The organism is Mesorhizobium sp. M0119 (genome assembly GCF_040322615.1).
Taxonomy (GTDB): domain Bacteria; phylum Pseudomonadota; class Alphaproteobacteria; order Rhizobiales; family Rhizobiaceae; genus Mesorhizobium.
Window position 1 is genome coordinate 1 of the sequence record NZ_JAMYTU010000062.1, and the last position, 22,054, is coordinate 22,054.

Annotated in this window: 26 protein-coding genes and 2 pseudogenes; 8 read left to right on the plus strand and 20 right to left on the minus strand. The window is 62.8% G+C overall.

Features of this window, described 5'->3' with window-relative positions; translation table 11 throughout:
- Nucleotides 1-236 precede the first annotated feature (236 nt).
- The 8 genes from NKJ40_RS29625 to NKJ40_RS29660 form a co-directional block, all read right to left on the minus strand.
- A complete protein-coding gene (locus tag NKJ40_RS29625; RefSeq protein ID WP_352469086.1) occupies nt 237-656 on the minus strand; it encodes an Ohr family peroxiredoxin in 420 nt (139 codons plus the stop codon).
- A gap of 39 nt (nt 657-695) precedes the next feature.
- Nucleotides 696-1,745, minus strand: coding sequence for an alpha/beta fold hydrolase (locus NKJ40_RS29630; RefSeq protein ID WP_502903782.1), 1,050 nt, complete (start codon nt 1,743-1,745; stop codon nt 696-698).
- A gap of 28 nt (nt 1,746-1,773) precedes the next feature.
- Nucleotides 1,774-2,892 carry a redoxin domain-containing protein gene (locus NKJ40_RS29635; protein WP_352469087.1) on the minus strand — a complete coding sequence of 373 codons (1,119 nt, stop codon included), beginning with the start codon at nt 2,890-2,892 and terminating at the stop codon, nt 1,774-1,776.
- 70 nt (nt 2,893-2,962) lie between these two features.
- Nucleotides 2,963-3,622 carry a VOC family protein gene (locus tag NKJ40_RS29640; protein ID WP_352469088.1) on the minus strand — a complete coding sequence of 220 codons (660 nt, stop codon included), beginning with the start codon at nt 3,620-3,622 and terminating at the stop codon, nt 2,963-2,965.
- Nucleotides 3,623-3,838: 216 nt separating this feature from the next.
- Entirely contained in the window at nt 3,839-4,510 is a 672-nt protein-coding gene (locus NKJ40_RS29645; protein WP_352469089.1) for a VOC family protein, read from the minus strand.
- Nucleotides 4,511-4,565: 55 nt separating this feature from the next.
- On the minus strand, nt 4,566-5,846 hold the full coding sequence (locus NKJ40_RS29650; protein WP_352469090.1) for an epoxide hydrolase family protein: 1,281 nt from the start codon (nt 5,844-5,846) through the stop codon (nt 4,566-4,568).
- Complete coding sequence (locus NKJ40_RS29655) at nt 5,843-6,271, minus strand: DUF6130 family protein (protein WP_352469091.1); 429 nt, start codon at nt 6,269-6,271, stop codon at nt 5,843-5,845. The genes NKJ40_RS29650 and NKJ40_RS29655 overlap by 4 nt, the downstream gene beginning before the upstream one ends.
- Nucleotides 6,272-6,356: 85 nt before the next feature.
- Nucleotides 6,357-7,718, minus strand: coding sequence for an epoxide hydrolase family protein (locus NKJ40_RS29660; protein ID WP_352469092.1), 1,362 nt, complete (start codon nt 7,716-7,718; stop codon nt 6,357-6,359).
- Between the two features lie 224 nt (nt 7,719-7,942).
- Between NKJ40_RS29660 and NKJ40_RS29665 the strand changes: the two genes are divergently transcribed.
- Complete coding sequence (locus tag NKJ40_RS29665; protein ID WP_352469093.1) at nt 7,943-10,795, plus strand: ATP-binding protein; 2,853 nt, start codon at nt 7,943-7,945, stop codon at nt 10,793-10,795.
- A gap of 511 nt (nt 10,796-11,306) precedes the next feature.
- Nucleotides 11,307-11,981, plus strand: a complete 675-nt coding sequence (locus tag NKJ40_RS29670) for a peroxiredoxin-like family protein (RefSeq protein WP_352469094.1) — start codon at nt 11,307-11,309, stop codon at nt 11,979-11,981.
- Between the two features lie 173 nt (nt 11,982-12,154).
- Here NKJ40_RS29670 and NKJ40_RS29675 read toward each other — a convergent pair whose 3' ends face one another.
- On the minus strand, nt 12,155-12,598 hold the full coding sequence (locus NKJ40_RS29675; protein ID WP_352469095.1) for a FadR/GntR family transcriptional regulator: 444 nt from the start codon (nt 12,596-12,598) through the stop codon (nt 12,155-12,157).
- Nucleotides 12,599-13,178: 580 nt separating this feature from the next.
- On the opposite strand from NKJ40_RS29675, the gene NKJ40_RS29680 reads away from it, so the two are divergent.
- Nucleotides 13,179-13,406 carry a GcrA family cell cycle regulator gene (locus NKJ40_RS29680; RefSeq protein ID WP_352469096.1) on the plus strand — a complete coding sequence of 76 codons (228 nt, stop codon included), beginning with the start codon at nt 13,179-13,181 and terminating at the stop codon, nt 13,404-13,406.
- 47 nt (nt 13,407-13,453) lie between these two features.
- Here NKJ40_RS29680 and NKJ40_RS29685 read toward each other — a convergent pair whose 3' ends face one another.
- The 3 genes from NKJ40_RS29685 to NKJ40_RS29695 all read right to left on the minus strand — a co-directional run bounded on the left by NKJ40_RS29685 (nt 13,454) and on the right by NKJ40_RS29695 (nt 15,374).
- A complete protein-coding gene (locus NKJ40_RS29685) occupies nt 13,454-13,687 on the minus strand; it encodes a hypothetical protein (protein ID WP_352469097.1) in 234 nt (77 codons plus the stop codon).
- Between the two features lie 284 nt (nt 13,688-13,971).
- Nucleotides 13,972-14,319, minus strand: a complete 348-nt coding sequence (locus tag NKJ40_RS29690; protein ID WP_352469098.1) for a hypothetical protein — start codon at nt 14,317-14,319, stop codon at nt 13,972-13,974.
- A 137-nt stretch (nt 14,320-14,456) separates the two neighbouring features.
- Nucleotides 14,457-15,374, minus strand: coding sequence for an NADP-dependent oxidoreductase (locus NKJ40_RS29695; protein WP_352469099.1), 918 nt, complete (start codon nt 15,372-15,374; stop codon nt 14,457-14,459).
- A 42-nt stretch (nt 15,375-15,416) separates the two neighbouring features.
- On the opposite strand from NKJ40_RS29695, the gene NKJ40_RS29700 reads away from it, so the two are divergent.
- On the plus strand, nt 15,417-15,602 hold the full coding sequence (locus tag NKJ40_RS29700; RefSeq protein WP_352469100.1) for a hypothetical protein: 186 nt from the start codon (nt 15,417-15,419) through the stop codon (nt 15,600-15,602).
- Here the strand turns inward: NKJ40_RS29700 and NKJ40_RS29705 are convergent.
- The 3 genes and pseudogenes from NKJ40_RS29705 to NKJ40_RS29715 all read right to left on the minus strand — a co-directional run.
- Nucleotides 15,571-15,834: pseudogene (locus NKJ40_RS29705) on the minus strand (DUF3788 family protein); the annotation flags it as partial. The gene NKJ40_RS29700 and the pseudogene NKJ40_RS29705 sit on opposite strands and share 32 nt — an antisense overlap.
- 317 nt (nt 15,835-16,151) lie before the next feature.
- Nucleotides 16,152-17,138 (minus strand): methyltransferase, encoded by a 987-nt coding sequence (locus NKJ40_RS29710; RefSeq protein ID WP_352469101.1) that lies wholly within the window; start codon nt 17,136-17,138, stop codon nt 16,152-16,154.
- A gap of 139 nt (nt 17,139-17,277) precedes the next feature.
- Nucleotides 17,278-17,439 (minus strand): annotated as a pseudogene (locus NKJ40_RS29715) (TetR/AcrR family transcriptional regulator); the annotation flags it as partial.
- A 68-nt stretch (nt 17,440-17,507) separates the two neighbouring features.
- Between NKJ40_RS29715 and NKJ40_RS29720 the strand changes: the two are divergent.
- A complete protein-coding gene (locus NKJ40_RS29720) occupies nt 17,508-17,723 on the plus strand; it encodes a hypothetical protein (protein ID WP_352469102.1) in 216 nt (71 codons plus the stop codon).
- An 86-nt stretch (nt 17,724-17,809) separates the two neighbouring features.
- Here NKJ40_RS29720 and NKJ40_RS29725 read toward each other — a convergent pair whose 3' ends face one another.
- The 5 genes from NKJ40_RS29725 to NKJ40_RS29745 form a co-directional block, all read right to left on the minus strand.
- Entirely contained in the window at nt 17,810-18,214 is a 405-nt protein-coding gene (locus NKJ40_RS29725) for a periplasmic heavy metal sensor (protein ID WP_352469103.1), read from the minus strand.
- On the minus strand, nt 18,211-18,651 hold the full coding sequence (locus NKJ40_RS29730; RefSeq protein ID WP_352469104.1) for a hypothetical protein: 441 nt from the start codon (nt 18,649-18,651) through the stop codon (nt 18,211-18,213). The genes NKJ40_RS29725 and NKJ40_RS29730 overlap by 4 nt, the downstream gene beginning before the upstream one ends.
- Nucleotides 18,648-19,244, minus strand: a complete 597-nt coding sequence (locus NKJ40_RS29735) for an RNA polymerase sigma factor (protein WP_352469105.1) — start codon at nt 19,242-19,244, stop codon at nt 18,648-18,650. The genes NKJ40_RS29730 and NKJ40_RS29735 overlap by 4 nt, the downstream gene beginning before the upstream one ends.
- 91 nt (nt 19,245-19,335) lie before the next feature.
- Nucleotides 19,336-19,719, minus strand: coding sequence for a hypothetical protein (locus NKJ40_RS29740; protein ID WP_352469106.1), 384 nt, complete (start codon nt 19,717-19,719; stop codon nt 19,336-19,338).
- Nucleotides 19,720-19,749: 30 nt separating this feature from the next.
- Nucleotides 19,750-20,184, minus strand: a complete 435-nt coding sequence (locus NKJ40_RS29745) for an EF-hand domain-containing protein (RefSeq protein WP_352469107.1) — start codon at nt 20,182-20,184, stop codon at nt 19,750-19,752.
- 217 nt (nt 20,185-20,401) lie between these two features.
- Here NKJ40_RS29745 and NKJ40_RS29750 point away from each other — a divergent pair, with 217 nt between their 5' ends.
- The 3 genes from NKJ40_RS29750 to NKJ40_RS29760 all read left to right on the plus strand — a co-directional run bounded on the left by NKJ40_RS29750 (nt 20,402) and on the right by NKJ40_RS29760 (nt 21,758).
- Nucleotides 20,402-20,824: an EF-hand domain-containing protein gene (locus tag NKJ40_RS29750; RefSeq protein ID WP_352469108.1), complete on the plus strand. Its 423-nt coding sequence runs from the start codon at nt 20,402-20,404 to the stop codon at nt 20,822-20,824.
- Nucleotides 20,825-20,850: 26 nt separating this feature from the next.
- On the plus strand, nt 20,851-21,213 hold the full coding sequence (locus NKJ40_RS29755; RefSeq protein ID WP_352469109.1) for a BA14K family protein: 363 nt from the start codon (nt 20,851-20,853) through the stop codon (nt 21,211-21,213).
- A 101-nt stretch (nt 21,214-21,314) separates the two neighbouring features.
- Nucleotides 21,315-21,758, plus strand: coding sequence for a VOC family protein (locus tag NKJ40_RS29760; RefSeq protein ID WP_352469110.1), 444 nt, complete (start codon nt 21,315-21,317; stop codon nt 21,756-21,758).
- Nucleotides 21,759-22,054 lie beyond the last annotated feature (296 nt).

The window sequence follows — 22,054 nt, forward strand, 5'->3', positions numbered from 1 at the left end:
GAGAAGCCGCAAGCTCGAAAGCGCTTGACCTCAACATGCCGAATAGAGAAGTGCTTCAGAGCTGCTTCAAGCCGGAGTTTTTCAACACAATCGGCCGACAACGGACCGGCACCTTCGAGCCCGCGGATATCGAAAGCGGACATTCACGTCGACGTGGGCATGATCATGATCTGACCCAGAAAAGACCGGGAGCGAGGTGCCAAGAGCTTCAACGTCGACGGGCGATTTAGGTAAGATCAGACAATCCTCGTTATGATATCGATGTTGCCCCGTGTCACTTTCGAGTAAGGACAAATGTCGTGCGCTTCATCCACCAGGATTTGTACGACATCACGCTCCAGATCCGGCACGGCAATATCCAGTTGGACGCTGAGAAAGTGGCCGTTTTCTCCGTAGTTCAGATTCACCTCGGCCTCGATGCTCACCCCTGCAGGCAGCGCGATTTTTCGTTCGTGGGCCGCAGATGCGATTGCGCTTGCGAAGCTGGCCGACCAGCCGGCCGCGAGCAACTGCTCCGGATTGGTGCCTATGCGCGCCGATCCGGGCGCCGAAAGCCAGATGTCCAGAAGACCGTCGGAGCTGCGCGAGGCGCCATTTTCGCGGCCGCCCGTAGTTGCGGTCCTGGCCGTGTAGACAACCCTTGCGATGCGGCTCATGGGCATTCTTTTTGTTGGCAGCGGTACCGCCGGGCGCGGTTACCTCGAACTCGACATTGCGTCGACCTCGACAACGGCATCAGCGAAGGCCTGCGGCGCTTCCTGGGGCAGGTTGTGCCCGATGCCTCCGGTGACGACCCGATGCGCGTATCTCCCTGAGAACATCTTAGCGTATGCGCTGGCGTCCGGATGCGGCGCCCCATTGGCGTCGCCCTCGAGCGTGACCGTCGGGACGCCGATGACCGGTGCCTGGGCGAGTCGCTCCTCAAACGCGGCGTATTGCTGCTCGCCGGCGGCCAGTCCGAGCCGCCAGCGATAGTTGTGCACCACGATGGCCACGTGATCGGGATTGTCCAAGGCCGCGGCGCTGCGCTCGAATGTGGCATCGTCGAAGTTCCACTGGGGGGACGCGAGCTGCCAGATCAGCCTGGCGAAATCTCGTGTGTATTTCTCGTAGCCGGCGCGGCCGCGATCGGTGGCGAAGTAATATTGATACCACCATTGGAGCTCGGCCTTGGGTGGCAGCGGCAGCTTGCCGGCTTGCTGGTTGCCGATGAGGTAGCCGCTCACCGAGACCATCGCCTTGCAGCGTTCAGGCCATAGCGCGGCAATGATGTTCGCGGTGCGGGCGCCCCAGTCGCAGCCGCCAATCGTCGCCTTTTCAATGCCCAGTGCGTCCATCAGGGCGACAATGTCGGCGGCGATAGCAGACTGCTGACCATTGCGCATCGTCTCTTCCGACAGGAACCGCGTCGTGCCGTATCCGCGCAGGTAAGGCACGATCACGCGGTGGCCTTTCGCTGCCAGCAGAGGAGCGACATCGGCATAGGTGTGGATGTCATACGGCCAGCCATGTAGCAGGATGACGGGCGGGCCGTCGGTCCGTCCAAGTTCCGCATAGCCGACGCTCAGCACGCCGGCCTCGATCCGCTTCAAGGGCCCAAAGGACGCCGCAGGCTCTCCAGTCGTCTGTTGCGCTTGTGCCGGGCCGATCAGGCCGAACTGAGTGGCGGCGACAGCCATCGCGGCGGCGCCAAAGAACCGACGGCGATCTTGGTCAATCTCATCCGGGATATTGGGCGAATGCATTTGGGAACCTCTATCCTTGCGCGGGCGATCAGCCGAACGTGAATGCAAAGACCTCCACGCCTGAGTCGAGAAACTCGATCTCGAACTGGCGATCGACGATGGGTTTCGATTGTCGGATCAGTTGGTACAGGCGCTGCTCTGTCACTGCGCCTTCGCCCTTTTCATTAACGTCGATGCCGTGAGCCGTGCCTGGCGGCTGCCCGTCGATCAGCACGCGAAATCTCACGGACGTTCCCGGCGCTGCCGGACCCATGACCAGATGAAGGTCGCGCGCGTGAAAACGGTACGCGATGCGGCCATCGGACTTGTTCAGTACGGCGGTTTCTTTCCTTACCGTCCAACTGCCGGACAGCCCCCACTCATTCAGGCGTAGTCGCGCCGGCACGTTGTAGATGTGCGGCGCGTCCAAGACCGCTTCACCGCTGGAGGCAAAATTCTGGGTGCGTTCGTAGCCGAGATAATTTTCTGGAGACTTGAGGGTCTCCCAATCGGCCGCGGCTTCGATACCGCGGGCATCCACCGACACAGGCTCACGGTCGAATCCGCTGGCGCCAGCCTCAGTCAGCAATTCCTGGATGACCATTTCCGACTGTTGGTATGAGCCCTCGCCAAAGTGGTGATATCGGACGCGTCCCCGCGAATCGACGAAATAGAGTGCCGGCCAATACTGGTTGCTGAAGGCCCGCCAAATGAGATGGTCGTTGTCGACGGCGATCGGATAATCGATCCGCAGGTCTTTCGCCGCCCGGTGCACGTTGTTCAGGTCTTTTTCGAATGCGAACTCCGGCGCGTGGATTCCGATCACCACCAAACCATGCTTCCGGTATTTCTCGTCCCAAGCCTTAACGTAGGGAAGCGTGCGCAGCCAGTTGATGCAGGTGTAAGTCCAGAAATCGATGAGGACGACCTTGCCATGCAAAGCCGACGCCGTCAGCGGCGGTGAATTTATCCACTCGTGCGCCGCTTCGAGCGAAGCAAGCTCCGATTTTTCCTCAAGCCGGTAGGCAGAGAGTTCGTGAAGAAACGGAACCCGCATTGGTGTGGAGATTATGGACTGCGCCATATTCGTGCCCTCTAGAAAACCGGCAATCGGAGCCCCAATTGCCGTTGCGAGCGCGACGGCGAACAGCAGCTTGGTTGCTTTCATCAACGACGCCTTTTGGTTCGATCGATGTCGTCGCGCGAACGGTTCGAATGCGCACTGCGCGCCCAACCCGTCACAGCGGAAGCTCGTTGCCAGCCTGCTCAGCCACCATGTATTCCGCGTACCAGTCCGGCCAGTTCTCATCGCGCCGACCGCCGTTGCGCTTCTCGTGCTCGCCGTGGGCCTCCGACGCGCGTCGCAGCGCGGAAGCAAGATCCGCCCCGGAAGCGTAGGTCGTGGTGCCGGAGTCGATGCGACCGGGAAAGCGGGTGGTGATTTCCTGAAGCAACCATTCGTTGCCGTCCGGATCTTTGAACGTAGCGAATGAAGCGTAGCTCCGTCGCTCGGGATCGCGGCCTTTCACCGTTGGCTTGCCGGGGCCTTCGCGATGAAACGCCTCGCTGACCTCGACGCCGCGGCCGATAAGCTCGGCGCGAGCCGATTCAATGTCCGAAACGACAAGATAAAGTCCGCTTGCAGAGCCGGGCGCGACCGTCGTGATCCCGGTGCCGAAGTGTATCGAGGCGGGCGAGCCGGGAGGTGTGAACTGTATCCCACGGAACGTGTCTCCAACGACAAAGTCAGCGTCGAGTCTCCAGCCCAGGCCTTCGTAGAATTGCTTAGAGCGCTCTACATTCGAGACGGGAATGACAACAACTTCGAGCTTCATGTCGAGGGATCGCGGCCGTTGTGTCTCAACTGCGGTCTTGCTGAGGGTCCTAGTGATGTCCATATCTACCTCCTGCGTTAAGTTGCGTGAGAAGCTCGTCTCGCATGCGGCTCGGGACAGAAGCCCGCTCCGCTCGTTTCAGATACATTGTCGGAGCGGCCAGAACTCCATCATCAAGGCGTAGGACGTATTGACACCGTGGCACCACGCAGAGTGTGTCGAATGCCGCGTGTTCTAGCCAGGTAAGCGCCGACGACGCCGTCCGTTCATTCGAAGTACTCATGGCGGGAGCGGTTGGCCGGCGTGCTCCGCCACCATGTACTCGGCGTACCAGTCCGGCCAGTTCTCATCACGCTGGCCGCCTGCGCGCTGCTCGTTCTCGCCATGAGCCACAGAGGCACGCCGAAGCGCGGCTGCGAGCTCGGCCGACGAGACAAAGGTGGCGCCGCCAGCGTCGACGCGGCCTGGCGCTCGCGCAGTGACCTCCTGCAAGAGCCAGTTGTTTCCGGCCGGATCGCTGAAGGAGGCCCACGAGGAGTAGCTGCGTCTTTCCGGATCGGGCCCTATGACGCGCCCTTTGTCACCGGCATAATGATACACTTCGCTTATTTCGACCCCACGATCGGCGAGTTCGGCGCGTGCTGCCTCGATGTCCGACACGACGAGTTCACCAGCGGTTTCGAGGATGTCGAGCTCGATACGGGCATAAGGACCCGGTGCAACGCCTGAGCCGAAGACAACCGAACACTGGGAGCCAGGAGGCGTAAACTGGATGATATGAAATTCGTCGCCTATGAGGTCGGCGTCCAGCCGCCAACCCAAGCCTGCATAGAACAGCTTGGCGCGGTCGACATCAGAAACTGGAATGACTACGACCTCGAGCTTCATATCGTGGGGTCGCGGTTTTTGCGTCTCGACTGCGGTGTTGCTGCGGGTAGTGGCAATCGTCATGTCTGCCTCCTCCGTTGAGTTTGATGGGAATGCTTCTTTGTGCCCTCCGCTCAGTTCAGTTTCTTTGCCGCAGCGACCTGAAGGCAGCGCGCAACTCGGCGGAGAAGAGCTCCGGCTGCTCCCACGCGGCGAAGTGGCCGCCTTTGTCGACCTCATGGAAGTAGATCAGATTGGGATAGGCGCGCCGGGCCCATGTCTCGGGGGCCTGATAGCCTTCTCCCGGAAAGACCGTGATGGCGACCGGCAGCGAGACTTCGTTGGTCTTTTCAGGGTCGGCAAAAACGGGACTGCGCCCGCCGCCGTACTCCCAGTAAATTCGCCCGGACGAGGTGGCGGTGTTCGTCAACCAGTACAAAGTTATGTCGTCCAGCACCTCGTCCGGCGACTTTTCAGGGTCGCTATCGTCGTAGGTCCAGCCTGAAAAGCCCGGATGCCCGAGCATCCACGCTGCGAGCCCGGCAGGGGAATCATTGATGGCGTAGCCTATCGTCTGCGGTCGGGTGCCCATCATCGTGGCGTAGGATCTGTTCCCCATCTTAGCGGCCATGCTGAGCGCGTCGAATGCCGTGCGCTCCTTACCCGTCAGGCCTGCCGGCACTGGTCCGCCGGTGGCGAGCACAGCAGCTATCTCAGGTGGTACGACAGCCGGCAGGTTGACATGGATGCCAAGAAGTCCTGCAGGGGCCAGGCGGCCCATCGCATTCGAAACGGGGGAGCCCCAGTCGCCGCCTTGGGCGACGTATTCTGTGTAGCCTAGGCGCTTCATCAGCTCTGCCCAGGCTCGCGCAATGCGCTCTGTACCCCAGCCGGTCTCAGTCGGCTTGCCGGAGAAGCCGAAACCCGGCAACGACGGCAGTACGAGGTCGAACGCGTCCTCAGGGCTGCCGCCATGCACGGTGGGATCGGTGAGCGGGCCAACCGTTTTGAGCAATTCCAGCACCGAGCCAGGCCAGCCATGCGTCATGATCAGCGGCAGGGCATGGGGATGTTTCGAGCGAACGTGGATGAAGTAAATGTCCACGCCGTCGATCGTGGTCATGAACTGAGGCAGGGAATTCAGCTTCGCTTCCGCTGTCCGCCAGTCGTAGGCCCTGCCCCAATACTCGACGAGCGGCCTGATCTTCGCAAGCTGAATGCCCTGCGACTGGTCACCGACGGTCTCCCGGTCGGGCCACCGTGTTGCTGCAATACGACCGCGAAGATCGTCGAGCGCCGTTTGCGCAACCTGAATTTTGAAGGGCCGGATCGAGCGATCCTCGACCGGATTTGCGAAGGCGGGCGCGGAGAGGGTGCAAAGTCCTAACACCAGCGCAGCCGCCAGTTGGTGGAGACTCATGGCTGCACCTTCTTGTCCGGAGTGTGGAACGTCATTGTTTGTTTAGTGAAGACATTGCCTTCGGGGTCGACCACCTCAATCAGGACCTTGTGCTGGCCACCGGGCATGCCCACCAAGATGATGGTGTTGCTCTGACCATAATCCGCCCACGCCCAAGGCAGGTCGTCGACGGTGACGTGCAGATGCCCGAGACGCGGAGACACGTTACTTGCGGCCGACCCACCCACAGGCAGGATGCGCAGATTCTCCACCCGGTACGGGATGAACACGACGCCGCCGGCCATTAGACCCGGAAGCGGCGGCTCCACGATCAGCTTGGGCGCCGGCTCGTTGTCGATGGGAACGACCGTGCTCTGGGCGAGCGCAGCGGTAGCGAGCACGGTGCAAGCCGCAACTGCAGCAAGCGTCTTGATGAGAGGGTTCATTGCAGTCGCTCCCTTCGGAAGTTCGCTACGCAGCTATCGCAGGGCGGAAGATAACCACGTCCGGCGCGCCATCCCCGCCAACACGTCAGGTCTGGAACGTCTTGAATGTTGCGCGCACCTCATCGGTGAAGATCTTCGGCTGTTCCCAGGCCGCGAAATGGCAGCCCTTGTCTGTGCGGCCGTAATGCAGAAGCTTCGGGAACGCGCGTTCAGTCCAGCTCTTCGGCGCTGTGTAGATTTCGCTGGGGTTCGCAGTGGCGCCGACAGGAATTGTGATGCCCTTGGCGTCGAAGAAGCCAGCCTTCGCCGTTTGCGTGTGTTCCCAATAGAGACGTGCCGACGAGATCGCCGTGTGGGTCAGCCAATAGAACGTGATGTTGTCGAGGATGTCGTCGCGGGTAAGACCCTCCGGCTCTCCGTCGAAGGAGCGGGCGATCAGCGCATAGCTATCCGCATCGTGATCGAGGATCCACGCCGCCAGGCCGGCCGGTGAATCGACGATCCCGTAGAGCGTTTGCGGACGAAGCGCCATTTCGTTGGCGTAGCCCAGGCCGTTCTTGTAGAAAAACGCGACCTGCTCGTAGGCGCGCTTCTCGTCGGGGCCGAGATCGGCAGGGGGCGGGCCGCCAGAGGCAAGCGCTTTCACGATCTCGGGCGGAATGGTCCCCGGCATGTTCGTGTGGATGGCGACCAGCTCCGGAGGTGCGATCAGACCCATCTGTTCGGTGATGAGTGCTCCCCAATCGCCACCCTGCGCGACGTACCGGTCGTAGCCGAGGCGCTTCATCAGCACGATCCACGCCCGCGCGATGCGCGCTGAATCCCAACCGATTTCGGTGGGCTTGCCGGAAAAGCCGTAGCCCGGCATCGACGGGATCACCACGTCGAACGCGTCGGCCGCGGTACCGCCGTGCGCAGTGGGATTGGTGAAGGGATCGATGATCTTCAGGAGTTCGATGACCGAACCGGGCCAGCCATGCGTGATGATGACAGGCAGGGCGCCCTGATGCTTGGATTTCACGTGGATGAAGTGGATGTCGAGGCCGTCGATCTCGGTGACGAAATTCGGCAGCGCCTTCAACCGGGCCTCGCATTTGCTCCAATCATATTCCGTTCCCCAGTACTGCATGAGCTTCTGCATCGTGGCGAGTTGCACGCCCTGCGTTGGCCCCACCGTCGCCGGGGTCGACCAGATTCGCCGGGAGGCCTCGTCGGATACGAGCTCGCGCTCGGGCCAGCGCGTAGCGACGATGCGCCGGCGAAGCTCGGTGAGGTCTTCCTGCTGGAAGCTAACGGTGAAGGGGCGGATGCCCTCGCTGGTTGATGCGGCGGCCTTTTGTGACGGGAGCAGGCTCGCGGCGCCTGCGGCGGCGATGCCGACCGCGGCAGTGCCCAAAAGTCGCCGGCGATCCTGGTCGATTGTTTCGGAGGTTCTGGTCGTGTCCATGGGACTCTCCTGGGGTTGATGGATGCGATCTGCACTGCTTGACGTACCCCCGGGAGATGGGATTAGCCCGTTATGCGTCGTGAGCTCTTGTTAGTCGCTGCCCGCCTGCCGCTTTTTTGAGCAGATAGGAGACGCCAGACAGTGGAAACTCCCTATGGTGCGGGAGCGCTCCTTGACCTAAACTGAGGCGCTGGGTGCAGGCGGCTCCCAAAAGAAGAGACGCCATGACGATAACGGCAAGTCAGGCCAAAGACAGATTATCGTTTGGCCCTTTCTACTTGGCTGCGGGTGAAAGGCTCCTGACAAGAGAAGGCGCTCCCGTAGAGCTGGGCTCGCGCGCCCTTGAAATTCTCATCGTCCTGACTTCCGCGCCGAATGAAGTCGTCAGCAAGAAGGATCTGATGTCGCGGGTCTGGCCCGATGTGGTTGTCGAGGAAGGCAGCCTGCGGTTCCACATGACCGGGCTGCGCAAGGCGCTGGGCGATGGAAAGGATGGCGCGCGTTACATCGCGACGCTTCCGGGGCGCGGCTATTGCTTCGTTGCACCGGTCTCGCGATCAAGCACACACGACGAAGCCCCATTCATCGCCGCCGGGTTTCCGCATGCGAATCTTCCAAGCCGCTTGAGCAGAATGGTCGGGCGGGATGAGGACGTTCTCAAGCTGTCGGCGCAGCTGAATGCTTCGCGGTTCGTCACCATCGTTGGGGCCGGCGGTGTCGGCAAAACCACCGTCGCGATCGCAGTCGGGCATCATCTGGTCGACGCATTTTATGGGGCAGTTCTGTTCGTCGATCTGGGAATGATCGGTGATCCCGGTCTGGTGACGACAGCCGTCGCCTCGATGCTTGGGCTATCCGTTCAAACAGAAGATGCCACGCCCAACCTGATCGCCTACTTGCGCAACAAGCGGATTCTCTTGATCCTCGATACCTGTGAGCATCTCTTGGATGCGGTGGCGCCTTTGGCAGCAAGCATCGTCGATGCGGCGTCACAGGTCCACATCCTGGCGACGAGCCGCGAGGTGCTTCGGGTCGAGGGCGAGCATATCTATCGATTGGATGCGCTTGCCTATCCGCCCGACGAACCTGGACTAACGGCGGCCATTGTCCAGACCTTCCCGGCCACCCAACTGTTCGTCGAACGAGCGGTGGCAGGCGGCGCTCGTTTGGACGTCAGCGATGCGGAGGCCCTGCTCATCGCAAGCATCTGTCGAAAGCTCGACGGAGTGGCGCTCTCCATCGAACTGGCGGCCAGGCGCGTCGAATCCTATGGGCTGCAACAGACCGCCGCACTTCTTGATCAACGCCTGACACTGCTGTGGCTCGGTTCGCGGACCGCGCCGCCGCGTCAGCAAACCCTGCAGGCGACACTGGACTGGAGCTTTGGGCTCCTGACCGACCTTGAGCGCGTGGTGTTGCGCAGGCTCGCTGTATTCGTCGGTCATTTCACGCTCGATGCCGCACTGGAGGTGGTGACGAGCGCGACCCTCGATCGATCGACCGTCCTGGGCGCCATGGACAGTCTCGTCGCCAAATCGATTGTAGCGACGCGTCCGGTCGGAGCGATGATACGCTACCGGCTCCTCGATACCACGCGCGCCTACGTTCTCGATATCCGGCTCGATGACGCCGAGGCTGCCGATCTGGCAGTGCGCCACGCCGCCTACTATCGGAGATGGCTTGAGCAGACAGGGATCGCATGGCCAAAACTGGCGACCGGTGAGGAACGGGCTCCTCACTTCGCCGCCATCAACAATGTCCGAGCTGCCCTGGAATGGTGCTTCGGCAACAACGGAAACGCCGACATCGGCATGGGACTCGCCATCGCTGCGGCGCCGGTTTTCCTGGCGATGTCCTTGTTGCAGGAGTGTCATCGCTGGTCTGAAAGAGCAATATTGGCTTCCGACGGTGCCGCCCTTGGCGGACTTGACGAGATGCATCTTCAGGCCGCTCTCGGCGTATCCTTCATGTTCATGCGGGGAGGACGCGACAGGGCGCGCGTAGCCCTGCAGAGAAGCCTAACGATCGCCGAGGAGCGCGGCGATGCGCTGGATCAGGTGCGTCTGTTGGGTCCGCTCAACATGTTCCATCTGCGGGCGGGCAATTTCGTAACCGCCCTCGAATTTGCAAGACGTTGTTCAGCCACAGCCGCCGGTCTGGAGGATTCGGTCGCGATCGCGCTTGCACATTCGATCCTGGGCATCTCGCTTCACCTGCGAGGTGACCTAGCGGAAGCTCGCGCCGAGCTGGAGGCGGCGCTCGACCGTGGGCCGCGCTCTCAGCGGACCACGACGATCTATCTGGGCTTCGAAGGCAAGATCCTGGCCAGGGCAATTCTGGCGAGGAACCTTTGGCTGCAAGGCCATCCGGATCAAGCCATGGCACATGCTCGGCAGGCCGTCGAAGAGGCTGCCGCCATGGATCATTCTCTAACGCTGGCGATCGCGTTGATCTGGGCGATATCGGTCTTCCTGTGGACGGGCGACCTGAAGAGCGCCGAGGCGTACATCGACATGCTCATCGCCCGCGCGGAATCCCATTCCATGACTCCTTACCTGCTGGTCGGTCGGGGCTTCAAAAGCGAAGTCGCGATCCGTCAAGGCGATGCAAAAGGCGGTGTCGAGGGCCTGCAGACTTCTCTTCAGAAGCTGCACGCGGCACCTTACGAGTTGCTCACGACTCCGCTCAACCTCTCGCTGGTCGGGGGATTGTCCGCAATCGGTCAGGTCGATGAGGCAACTGCGCTGATCGACGAGTCGCTTGGCCTCGTCGAAAAGAACGGCGACCAATTGTACCTCCCGGAGTTGCTGCGGATGAAGGGAAGCCTCCTTCTCCAATCGCAACGCAACCGCGACGAAGCTGCCGCCTACCTCATGCAGGCACTGGAGTTGAGCCGCAGTCAGCACGCGCGGGCATGGGAGTTGCGAACCGCAATCGACATGACGACGCTGATGGCCGGGCGCGGGGAGATCAATAGCGCTCGCGAGCTCTTGCAACCGGTTGCGGCGCATTTTGTGGAGGGCCTGAATACGGCGGATGTTAAGGTTGCCGAACACCTGCTGGCGACGCTCAGGTAGAACCTTCAATGTCACCGCCCCCTGGTGTCGTCCGCTGTCGGCGCATTTCGACGGTGGTATGGGCACTATCAATTTCGGCTTCGAGAGGGGAGGCGTGGCTGGCTGAATGCCCGACATGAGGCGCAAAGCTGACAGGCCCTCTAGTACCGTTTGCTGCCATTCGCGATGCGGACAATGAGGTCATCGTTGTCGTCGAACTTTGCCTTTCGGAGCGATTTGGGTTTTGGGGCGAGAGCGGCCGTGAGAATGTATCGGCCGGGTGCGCACTTGCAATGAGTTATGGAGTGACGAGGCCCAGCAGTTGGCTGTGGGATCGTCTGCCCGAGAAGGTGCAGCGTTCGTGGGGCGCCATCTAGTGTAAAAGCGGTGCCCTCCGTGCTATGAATGGACTGTCGACGCCGTCCTAGGCCGACCGCCATTTCAGCATGCCCAAGGACGTATGTGCCGCAACATGGGCTCAAGCCACCCGCCCGCACATCTGTTGTCGATTGGCCCGCGAGGAGGGATCAGCATGTCAGAACGTCTCGACATAGGCCCGCTGCAACTTGGCGAAACGGCGCCCAATTTCGTGCTCGACGCGATTACTCGCGAGGGCAAGATAGCTATCGACGATTTCCGCGGCGAGAAGCCAGTGCTGGTCGGATTGTATCGAGGTCTCCATTGTCCTTTTTGCAGGCGTCATATCGCGACGGTTTCGCTGCTCACACCAGCCCTTAACGCAAAGGGCATCGAAACCCTGACGGTGGTGAACACGCCCATCGAACGGGCACGCCTTTATCTCCGTTATCACCCGATGCCGGCTCTGCTCGCGGCGTCTGATCCTGAGCGGGCTTCACACCGCGCTTTTGGGCTCCCCAATATGCAGATCACCGAGGGCGAGAGCGCATGGCCGCACAAGGTCTCAATGAGCGATGTGAAGGCGATGCGGCTCAACGTGCCGGGCGAAATGCCTGAGCCGATGGATCCGTTTGCCGCGCTCGAATATCTGAACAAAAAAGACAATTACGATATCGCTGAAGCGGACCAGCAAATGATGGCGACCGGCGTGGGCCAGCTCATGGGCCAGTTCCTGCTCGATCGCAACGGCGTCGTTCGCTGGACGTTCTCCGAGGTTTTCGATGGCGGCTTGGGCGCCCACCCGAACTCTGAGGCGATGATGTCGGTAGCGTCGCAAATCGGAAGGTAAGGAGCAGCTTCGGTAGGGGGGCTAGGCGCAGGATTACGCGAAGTTGGCCGCCGTCGCCTGATAGGGGCCCTACAATCGGCACCGCTCTCGCCTGCCATGAACCCGGGGGCGGGGGCGCGGTCGTCCAGCCGCCCTACTACCAGCGCGAGCCGAGCGGCGTCCGCGCTGCGGGCTCAGCGGCCTCTTGCTGCAGCTCTGCGGCGATGCGCCGGCTTACCGCCCCAATAGATTTCGTTCGAGGTTTTCAGCTGCGCCAGCATCGCATTTTTCGCACCTTCCGGAGCGCGGCGAACCAGACAATCCAGGATTGCCTGGTGCTCGTCGCAATACCTCCGGCGGCGTTCCTCCGAGAACGAGCACTTCTTCATTTCGAACCAGGGCGATTGATTCCGAATGGCGTGCATGCGGTTGCGGATCTCTTTAAGGAGGTCGTTGCGGCAGCACGCGAATACTCGGTGATGGAATTCGGCGTCCCAATGCTCGAAATCCGGCATGTCCCTGGCGTCGCATGCCGTGTAATGCGCTTCGCGAACCGCGTTCAGTTCGGTTGCGCTGGCATTGGTCGCCGCAAAGGGCGGCTGCCGGTTCGAGCAACTGCCTCCCTCTTCGGCTGACATGAGGCGCACCTGCGACGTCCAGCGTGGTTGCCGCTAGTGTCTGCTTTCAGCGGTTGGCAGGACTGGATTCTACAGCCGACATGAGGCGCGAAGCGGCCATCCAAGGTTCAGCCTACGGAAAGCGTCTTGGGTCCGATCGCGTCATACAACGCTTGCAACCGAATGACAGCAAAAGGATCGAACTCCGTCGTTCAGAGTGATTTGGGTTGGGGGCGAGAGCGGCCGGCCATGAGGAGGTCCCGGACTGAGAAGGAGGTGTCGGTCGGGCGCGCCTGATAGGGGCCCCACAAGGGCACCCCTGCCCGGTCTGCCGACGAACCCCGGGGGCAGTGACCGCCACGATCAGAGGTACGACAACATCGGCGCCGGGCCGCCTTCGCGCTGTCAACCGCACGCTAGCGGCAACTGTGGCCTTACGTCGCAAACTATTGGCTTCAGAAACCAGGCCGTCGGGCTTCATTGACGCTGCAACCAACACCATATGGTGATCCATAGGCCTCCAAAACGAGAGAAGCTGGCCTGACGCGGTCGCGCTGCGGCCCTCAGCCGGCAATGGCTGTGAACTAGGAACCTGAAAACCATGCCTGAAAATATCAGAGTAACTTCGAGAGACGTCCCCCTCATTCAGCTAGGCCTCTATCAGTGCCGCTTCCCGGTAAGCGAAGACCCGTCGGTACCCGGCGGTTACCGTTTTTGCGCTGGGTCAACTTCGCCGGATCGCGTCTACTGCGATCACCACCACGGCATCGTAACCGCTGTCGACCCTCGTCGAGCCCGTTCGGTCCTCGCTCAACGACGCGCCGCGTAAATTAGGCGGCGGGCGGGTCGCCAATTTGCGAGTAGACACCCGGCGGATCACCTTGAGGCTTCCCCCTGCTTGCGGGCGTCGATCAGCAATCGTGCCTCGCGCAACGCCAGTTCGGCTTTTTTCACCACCTCCGGTCGGAATAGATGCGAGAAGCGCGGATCGGCGATCCAGCGCTCGACAGCTAGGTCGAGGCGGTCCTGATCGATCAGGAAGCGCAGGCCGTCGGTGCTTTTGACGGCCATCCTTTCGAGACTTTCGACGATGCCGGGCAGGCGGATCATCTTCGGGACATAGCCGACGCTCGAACGATGTTTGAGGACCACCTCGCGTAAGCGTTTGTAGGCGACCAGATCGCGGCGGATGATTTCGTCAAATTCCTCGGTGGTACCGGGACCAGACGGCTGCGGCGCGTCGACGGCGAGATTGCGCCTTCCTGAGCCTCGTCGACAGCGAGGTCTATCGTTTCGACGAGGCCAAGACCAAGCGCGGTAGAGAGGCGGCGAACCTTGCCATCGGTGACTGCGTAGGGCCAACGTCCGCAAGCGCCGTCGAGCCGCGATTAGCTTCACATCATCGAGTACAGGATGGCCTGCATGTGCTCTTCCACGTCGAGTTCGCCCCGTGCCTCAACTGTCAACAGGTACTCGGCCTTGGCCCAGCGGTCGCCTCGGCTGATCGCAGGATAGGAGCAGACGGCTAGCAATGCTTCCTCTTCAATCCGGTCCGCCCTCTTGCGGTCGCGGCTGCTGCTGCCCGCTCGATGAACAACCCGATGGAGCGCGACATAGGCGGTCTCATGGGTTTCGATCAGCGCCTGCAGCTTCGGCGAGACCCTTCCGTCAGCAGACGCCGGGTCGATGACAGCCGCAGCGCCCGTCAGCGCGAGAAGGGAACGGCGGGTGATCCCGTTCATGAGGTTATGTCCTCCTCGCTTCCGATCATGCCGTAGTGCCATAGCACCACGGTGGCGGGTCGCAGTGATGGTCGGATGCGTCTGCTGACAAGGTGGTCAGTAGGCTGTTCGAACCAGAACGTGTTGAAGCGCGAGGCTCAGGGCCGAAAGCGGATGATCGTCTTTCCCGAATGTCGCTCTTTCGAGTTGAAGGCTGTAACGGCATCGTCGAGGGTCGCGACTTTGCCGATGTTCGTCCGCAGTCTTCCGTTCCGCACCCGCTGAACTATCTCGGATAGCTGGGCACGATCGGACTCGACGACGAAGTCAATCGTCGGGCCATCCGCTGGCCGCGCGTCGGTAGGCCCGACGACGGTCACCAGCGTACCTCCGGCTCGGATCAGGGCTGCAGACCGCTTCTGGATGTCGCCGCCGATGACATCGAACACCAGATCGACGCCACCGACGTCTTCCAGGACGTCGTTCTCGAGGTCGACGAATTCATTTGCACCGAAGTCGAGCGCCTTCTGGCGGTCGGCGGCGCGTCCGGTGCCGATGACATAGGCTCCGGCCTCCCTTGCAAGCTGCGCCACCATCGAACCGACGGCGCCGGCCGCGCCATGCGCGAGAACGCTCTGCCCCGCCTGAAGGCGGCCGTGCTGGAACAGCCCCTGCCACGCGGTCAGGCCGGAGATCGGCAGGCTCGCCCCCACCGTGAAGTCGACGTCGCCCGGCAGCGGCGCGAGATTGCGGGCCTCCATGGCTACATACTCCGCCAGCGTGCCATCGCGATACCAATCGGCGAGGCCGAATACCCGCTGGCCCACCGACAGTCCCGTCGTCCCGTAGCCGAGGGCGGTAATCACTCCGGCCAGCTCATGGCCGAGGATCGATGGCGTCCGGTCACGAAAGGCTCGATCGGCCCAGGTCGAAGGCCACTCCAGTTCGGTGTTGACGAATCCCGCCGCATGAACCTGTACGATGACATCGTTTATTGCCGCCTGCGGCTCGGACCGCTCCACCAGCTTCATCCCGGCCGTTCCTGCAGCTTGGTCCGTCACTACGATCGCTTTCATGGGAATTGTCTCCTCAGATATCTGTTGGTTCGGGGTTAATTTATGGGCGTGGAAGGTCTTTCGATCTCTCACGCAATTAATCGGCTCGGCACCTTCCACGACGACCTCGATGTCGAATTGCTGTGTGATGCCGACGAGGCCGCTGCCTGGTTCCTCGGAGCTATCGTGCGCCGCGAATCCAGGATTTTTGTTGCCTTCAACCGCGCGACTTTGGCTGGCGCTTCCTAGTCAGAAGCTCCGTCACACCATGCAGATCATCTGCCGATGAAATGCCAATCGTTAGCCATTTTCCGTCGATGTATGTTTTGGCTTCGTCGTAGAGCTTGACCAATTTCGGACGCCAGACATAACGCCGCTCCTCAAACCTCTCTCGTTCTGCTCCACCCATGACCACCACAGCCGAAAGCCGCCGGTATTCCGGCAGCAAGGTACAGAGCGCCTTGGTATTCTTGTAGGCAAGGACAACTTCGACTCCATCGAAGCGAAAGCCGCCATCTCCCGGGCCTTCGTCAAGGTCCAGACGACGGCACTGGACGAAGCCCTCAACGGCGGCTGAACGGACGCACGCGACAGGTCAGCCGCCCGCGCCTATCTCGCGCGGCTGAAGGAACGCACGACAGGGCGCGACAAGCCGGCCAGCCCGGGGACGTACCGCGCGAGATATGGCTCTCTCCGAGTTGACGCAGGACAAGCAATGCTCTCGACGCTGAAGGTAGTAGGGCTGCCCGGATAGGGTCGGGGCGCCTCGGAGATCCAAAACCAACTGTTCAGCCACGATCAGCCCGTGAGGCGCGCACGAAACAACGTGGAGCCGTCCGTCAGGCGCGACCTGGAAATATCCCGGAATCCAGCCTCGGTCATCCATGCGCGATACTGACCTTCAGTGTACGATTCGCCGTGGCGGTAGAGGTTCAAAAAGGTGAGATTCAGAAAGACACCCTCAGGCGGGCCAAGGCGGTCGTCATCGACGACGCCCGACCCCGCAATTGCGATCTCGCCTCCGGGTGTTAGGCAACGCGCCGCGTTCAGGATCGAACTGCGCGCCTGATCCGGCGGAAGGACCTGGACGACGGCCTTCAGGATCGCCAGATCGTGCCGACCAATCGATGGCGCGACAGTTATGTCCCCCTCTTCGACAACCACGTCGTCGGCACCGTATTCTGACAGGATATCTGACGCGACCGCTGCGACCGTTGGCAGTTCCATCAGCGTCGCCGCAATCTGCGGCCACCGCTCGCGAAGTCCGACGAGAATGGTCCCGGGGCCTCCGCCAATGTCGATCACTGAACCGATCGCCGAGAGATCCATTTCCTTGGCCAGATGTCGGCCGAAAATCATCCCGCCCGGTGCGAGCATGCGGCTGAAGGCCGCCGCGGCCTCGGGCCCCGCTTCGGAAAAGTCGTGCAGCGCAGCCGGCCGGTTCTGTCGCAGCGACTCTGCGGTCAGCAAGTCGGCTCCCCAGAGCTCGCGCAGGAGCGCATGATCGCCGCCGCGATAGGTCGGCTTGGACGCGTCGAGGAAGGCTGACGCTTCGGCTCCGTTGCGAAATTGACCATCCTTGACTTCGAGGAGACCGATGCTGGCGAGCGCGTAGAGAAGCCGCGACAGACGGTCGGGCTCGATTTTGAGCGCGGCCCCAAGGCTGTCAGCAGTCATCGCGCTGCCACCGAGCCGGGTGAAGATGCCAAGGTCCAGCCCGGCGCGAAGCGCCAAGGCGAGCGGTACCGCTGCGATCAGCTTGTTGATCCGATCAGAATCCACCATGCCACATCCCCTTCCGCGATCCAGGGCCGGCGATCAGAAGTTTGTCACGGAACCGAAGAGCGTTTGAAGTAGCATGGTCGACCAGACCGATATACGTGCCCAGTTGGTATTCGACGTCGAGGCCGTGAGCGACGAGGGGCTAGCTGGCTGACTGTTGATCACACCCTGCGTAAATCCAGGCACGCGTCTGTTCCAGCACTTCATCCGAAAGCGCAGGGTCGTCAACCGCCCGGGCGAGGATCACTGCCCCCACCATCGCCGCAAAGCTTCCGATCGCCGCGCGGCGCCTGTCTGCCGGGTCCAGGCGCAAGCGGCAGGCCCTTGAGGAAGGGCGCGAAGGCGCGTTGAAGGCAGAGTCCGGACACCGCGTTGCCGGCGACCGCTCCGAGAACCGCCAAGGGCAAGCGGCGGGCCGAGGATCCACAGAAGCTGGTCGTGGCGCAGCCTCGCCGCGCCCGCGTGCAGGGCTGGCACGATATGGACCCCATAGGCCAGCAGCCCGCCACCGCCGAGCGCGATCCAGCCGAGATCGCGGCGCCGCATTGCCCGCAGACCGGCGACGAGCTCGCGCCGGAGCAATATTAGGACAAGCCCGTCGTGCCGCATTGGTCCGTCATCGTGGTTCCGACACCGCAATCGGTCACGGCAACTGCCGCGAGTGGGGCGACGGCTCATCCGCCCCTGGCTGGCCTCGCGTTAACATTCTTCATCGCGGCAAGCAGGTAGTCCTGCACGGTTGCCTGAAGGCTGGTGGTCGCGGCGCGCACCACCGCCATAGCCTGCCTGACCCTCGCCTCGTCGAAGGGTCGCGCCTGCTCGGCCGCCGCCAGTTCGGCCCGCGCCGCACGCAGCTGCCGCAGCGCCTCGAACGTGCGGGCGCGGTTGTCGCGCATGACGGAGCGGAACTCCTTGCGCACCTCTGGCGAGTAGGCGCCCGCGACCTCCGCCAGCAGCCCGCGCGCGGCGGCCGCCTGGCGCAGCCCATGCGCGGCATAGCCGATGAAGAAGAAGTTGAGCGCCAGCGAAAGGGCAAGCACCGCCAGCACAGCCACCCAGATCCATGAACGACCGGTCATAGCGCGTCCCCCTCGCCCGCATCGCCCGCGATCGGCGGTCCGCCGTCCTCGGGAAGCCTTGCGCCGGCGGCGAGCGCCAGAAGCTCGGAATCCTGCGACTGGTCCTGAAGGCGCGCCACCTGGTAGCCGGCGAGCGTCGCGGCGACGAGGACGGCCGCGGCGCAAGCGGCGAGACCCGCCGGCGCGACGAGGAAGCGCGGCAGCAGGGACGGACGCGCGGCGCCGCGATCGATGCGAGCCATCACCTTGCGCGCCAAGGCGCGATCGTCGGCCTCGACCAGCGCGGCGTACCGCACGAGCCTGTCGAGCGCGCCATCGGCGCCGGCATCGCCCTCCAGCGCCATGAAGGCCAGGGCCCGCCCTCTCAAGGGCTCCGGCCAGGCATCGATATCGTCGCCGAAACGGCGCCGGCTGTTCTCGAATTCCTCGCGTGTCATGAGGTCTTCCTTTCGCGGCCGCTCGCCGCATCTGCCAAATGATCCCTGAGCGCGCGGCGCCCGCGCACGAGCAACTGTTCGACCGAGCCCGCGCTGGCGCCCATCACCTCGGCTATCGCACCGATGTCAAGTTCGCCCACTGCCCTCAGCAGCAACGCCATCCGCTGGCGCTCCGGGAGGCGGGACAGGCCATCGCGCACGATCGCCAGTTCCTGTCTCGCCCCGGTCGCGGTCTCGGCATTCGCTTCCGGCGCAGCGAGTTCCTCGCCGATGTCGTCCAGGCCAAAGAAGTTGCGCAGCGCGCGGCGCCGGCGCTGGTCGATGCAGCGGTTGGCCGTGATCCGGTAGAGCCATGTCGAGGCGCGCGCCTTGCCGGGATCGAAGCGCGCGGCCTGTTTCCAGACGGTCACGAACACCTCCTGCACCACGTCCTCGGCATCGGCGGCATGGCCGAGATAACGGGTGGCGAACGTCCGCAGCCCACGGCCGTGGCGGGCCATGAGCTCGGACAAAGCGGCCTGCCCGCCCGCGGCGATGCGGGCCAGAAGCTCCTCGTCGCCATTGGAGGCTTCATCCCCCACGGCGGCGGGCACCGGTCGAGGAGCCTCCGGCGGCGAGGGAGAAATCCGCGGCGATCTGGCTCGGGAGAAAAGCGACTTCCGACGTCAAGTTCACCACCAGATGTCAGCGGCGCCAACGGCGGAAGCCGTGAACCGTGTTGCCGTTCGGGCCCGTGAAGCTGCCCACAGAACGGCCGCGAAACGGGCCGGCTGCCGAGTAGCGCTGGCCCGAAACGGTCTTGCCGTTCGGCCCGGTGGCAGAATAGTTCCTCGAGCAGCGGTCAACAACGCCGGCCTTGCAGGTGGAATTGGACGTGTAGGTGCCGCCGTTCGGTGCGGTGCGCGTGGTCGAGCCGGTAAAGATATTGCCGTCCCGGCTGACGCTGCGGCTCAGTTCCCCTCCATGCGCGGTCTTGCGCGTCCACTCCTCGGCCGAGGCCGGGGAAGCGGCCGACCAGACGACCATCGCGCCGAGGCAAAGCAGCGGAAGTTTGAGTCTTGAAAGCATGTCGTTTTTCCTTTCCGGAAGGGAGGTTGGTCAGTTGGCGTGAGCAGCCACGATCTTGCGGATGGCCGCGATCTCGTCGGCGGAGAGCCTGCCGTCGCCATTGCGGTCGGCCAGATCGAAGAGTGGCGTGCTTGCCTGGAACTCGTTCTCGGTGACCTTGCCATCGCCATTCTTGTCCATGCGCCGCAGGCGATTGCCGCGTCGGGCTTCGGCTGCCTGGGCGCGGTCCTCGATGGCCTGGCGGGCGGTTTCGATTTCGTTCTCGTCGATGACGTCGTCGCTATTGCGGTCGAGCCTTTTGAACAGGCGTTCGCGGGCGGCGAGGATCTCGTCCTTCGAGATCGCGCCATCGCCATTGGTGTCGAGGCGCTGGAGGACGCGCTGGCCAGGCATGTCCTGCGCCGCGGCGGCGCAGACCGGAGCGTGCCCGAGAAGCAGGCCCGCAAGGATTGCTAAGCGTTTCATGGGTGGTCCTTTCAATTGTGAAGTCGCGGGGGAGCGACTGTCGGCCAATACGCAGCCCGGTCCGTGCTCCTACGCTCGGCGGCCGGATTTTTCGCGGGCCGGCACGGCATCGGCGCCCCGGGCATCGGTGCTCCGAAAAATTCGCGGTCGGACTCCCGCGTAGGAGGCGCTGTAACGACGGTCCGCGGCGGGCCGTTGATTTTCAGCGGAGACCCGGATGACCAGGATCGTGATCGCTTTTGCCGGGCTGCTCTTGGGCGGCTGCAGCGCGCTTGCCGCCGACCAGGGCGCCACGGAAGCGTTCCGGCGCATCGACACCAATGGCGACAGAAAGCTCGAGTTCAGCGAGATCCAGGCGGCGCGAGCGCGGATGTTTGACCGGTTGGACGCCAACCACAATGGCGTGCTCGAGCAGGACGAGGTGCGGGCGGCGGTGGCGCAGGTCGAGTCGAAGCGCGACTTCCAGGCCGCGCGCTTCGCGGGCCTGCAGGCGGAGGCTGGCCGCATGGACCGCAACGGCGACGGCAAGATCTCGCGCGATGAATTCACGGCGGCCATTCCCGACCCGCTGCTGCAGGCGGACACCGATGGCGACGGCGCACTGTCGATCGCCGAGTTGCGGGCGTTGCGGCGCAAGTGACCATACCAGACCAGAGGAGACAACCGATGAAGAGAATGAGAACTGCTTTGTGCGGCCTGATGCTCGGCGCCGCGACCCTGGCCTCGCCGGCCGAGGCCATGCCGCTTGCCGCGCCGGCGGCCCCGGTGTCCGTGACCATCCAGGCAACGCCGGTCTGGTACCGGCGCGGCTTCTACGTCGCCGGCGGCGTCTCTTACTACAATGGTTACCGGGGCTATTGGCGCGCCCGGCCCGGCTACCGCTACTATAACGGCTATTGGTTTCCGGCCGCCGCCTTCGCGGCCGGCGTGGCGGCCGCCACGGTCGCCCCGCCCCCGCCCCCCGCGGCGCGCCTGGCGGCCGCCCATGTGCGCTGGTGCTATGACCGCTACCACTCCTACCGCGCCTAGGACAACAGCTACCAGCCCTATGACGGCCCTCGCCAGCAGTGCATGTCGCCGTATTATTAAAGCCAGGCGCTCCCGCCGCCGGCACCGGAAGGAGGCCGCACATGCAGAACCGCTCCATGCCCGCCAGCACGGTCATACCCCTGCTTTCCTACCCAGATGTGGATGCGGCCAGCCGTTGGCTTCGCGAGGCCTTCGGATTTGAATTGCGGCTGACAATCGGCAATCATTGCGTCCAGCTGGGCTTCGGCGACGGGGCCGTCGTGGTGACGGAGTTCAAGGGCGGGAAGGAGATACCAACCGGTTGCCCGTTCGCCATCATGGTGCGTGTCCAAAACGTCGACGCGCACCATGACCGTGCCGCGCGCCGTGGCGCCGTCACCCTGAAACCACCGGCGAGCTATCCTTATGGCGAGCGACAATATTCTTGCCGCGATCCTGCGGGCCACGCCTGGACGTTTTCGCAAACGATCGCCAATGCTGCGCCCGAGGAATGGGGCGGCAGAGCCGCGCGTCACCCCGAAACGGATTTAGACGACACGCTTTAAGCATTATTTGATGCATGCCGCCGCCTGCAGCCGTCCTCGGGATGGGGCGCAGAGCTGCCATGCCGTCTGGGGGCCGATTGCTGACTGTCGGGTTTCAGTCGCGCTCGACGGATAGCATAATGACAGCGCACCCGACTGCCGTCGCGTTGGCATTTAAATTGATCGACGAAGGGGTGCGTGACGGCGACTGTGAGTCCGCCTCCCGGATATCGACCGTTCTGACAACAGGCAGTCATAACCGATTGAGCATGCTCGTAAGGTCGGCTAACTTACAAACGACAGGCAATAAAAATTAT

Excerpts from the sequence above, each read along its gene's own strand:
- NKJ40_RS29625 (WP_352469086.1), bottom strand. The coding sequence starts at position 656 with ATGAGCCGCATCGCAAGGGTTGTCTACACGGCCAGGACCGCAACTACG.
- NKJ40_RS29630 (WP_502903782.1), bottom strand. The coding sequence starts at position 1,745 with ATGCATTCGCCCAATATCCCGGATGAGATTGACCAAGATCGCCGTCGG.
- NKJ40_RS29635 (WP_352469087.1), bottom strand. The coding sequence starts at position 2,892 with ATGAAAGCAACCAAGCTGCTGTTCGCCGTCGCGCTCGCAACGGCAATT.
- NKJ40_RS29640 (WP_352469088.1), bottom strand. The coding sequence starts at position 3,622 with ATGGACATCACTAGGACCCTCAGCAAGACCGCAGTTGAGACACAACGG.
- NKJ40_RS29645 (WP_352469089.1), bottom strand. The coding sequence starts at position 4,510 with ATGACGATTGCCACTACCCGCAGCAACACCGCAGTCGAGACGCAAAAA.
- NKJ40_RS29650 (WP_352469090.1), bottom strand. The coding sequence starts at position 5,846 with ATGAGTCTCCACCAACTGGCGGCTGCGCTGGTGTTAGGACTTTGCACC.
- NKJ40_RS29655 (WP_352469091.1), bottom strand. The coding sequence starts at position 6,271 with ATGAACCCTCTCATCAAGACGCTTGCTGCAGTTGCGGCTTGCACCGTG.
- NKJ40_RS29660 (WP_352469092.1), bottom strand. The coding sequence starts at position 7,718 with ATGGACACGACCAGAACCTCCGAAACAATCGACCAGGATCGCCGGCGA.
- NKJ40_RS29665 (WP_352469093.1), top strand. The coding sequence starts at position 7,943 with ATGACGATAACGGCAAGTCAGGCCAAAGACAGATTATCGTTTGGCCCT.
- NKJ40_RS29670 (WP_352469094.1), top strand. The coding sequence starts at position 11,307 with ATGTCAGAACGTCTCGACATAGGCCCGCTGCAACTTGGCGAAACGGCG.
- NKJ40_RS29675 (WP_352469095.1), bottom strand. The coding sequence starts at position 12,598 with ATGTCAGCCGAAGAGGGAGGCAGTTGCTCGAACCGGCAGCCGCCCTTT.
- NKJ40_RS29680 (WP_352469096.1), top strand. The coding sequence starts at position 13,179 with ATGCCTGAAAATATCAGAGTAACTTCGAGAGACGTCCCCCTCATTCAG.
- NKJ40_RS29685 (WP_352469097.1), bottom strand. The coding sequence starts at position 13,687 with ATGATCCGCCTGCCCGGCATCGTCGAAAGTCTCGAAAGGATGGCCGTC.
- NKJ40_RS29690 (WP_352469098.1), bottom strand. The coding sequence starts at position 14,319 with ATGAACGGGATCACCCGCCGTTCCCTTCTCGCGCTGACGGGCGCTGCG.
- NKJ40_RS29695 (WP_352469099.1), bottom strand. The coding sequence starts at position 15,374 with ATGAAAGCGATCGTAGTGACGGACCAAGCTGCAGGAACGGCCGGGATG.
- NKJ40_RS29700 (WP_352469100.1), top strand. The coding sequence starts at position 15,417 with ATGGGCGTGGAAGGTCTTTCGATCTCTCACGCAATTAATCGGCTCGGC.
- NKJ40_RS29710 (WP_352469101.1), bottom strand. The coding sequence starts at position 17,138 with ATGGTGGATTCTGATCGGATCAACAAGCTGATCGCAGCGGTACCGCTC.
- NKJ40_RS29725 (WP_352469103.1), bottom strand. The coding sequence starts at position 18,214 with ATGACCGGTCGTTCATGGATCTGGGTGGCTGTGCTGGCGGTGCTTGCC.
- NKJ40_RS29730 (WP_352469104.1), bottom strand. The coding sequence starts at position 18,651 with ATGACACGCGAGGAATTCGAGAACAGCCGGCGCCGTTTCGGCGACGAT.
- NKJ40_RS29740 (WP_352469106.1), bottom strand. The coding sequence starts at position 19,719 with ATGCTTTCAAGACTCAAACTTCCGCTGCTTTGCCTCGGCGCGATGGTC.
- NKJ40_RS29745 (WP_352469107.1), bottom strand. The coding sequence starts at position 20,184 with ATGAAACGCTTAGCAATCCTTGCGGGCCTGCTTCTCGGGCACGCTCCG.
- NKJ40_RS29750 (WP_352469108.1), top strand. The coding sequence starts at position 20,402 with ATGACCAGGATCGTGATCGCTTTTGCCGGGCTGCTCTTGGGCGGCTGC.
- NKJ40_RS29755 (WP_352469109.1), top strand. The coding sequence starts at position 20,851 with ATGAAGAGAATGAGAACTGCTTTGTGCGGCCTGATGCTCGGCGCCGCG.
- NKJ40_RS29760 (WP_352469110.1), top strand. The coding sequence starts at position 21,315 with ATGCAGAACCGCTCCATGCCCGCCAGCACGGTCATACCCCTGCTTTCC.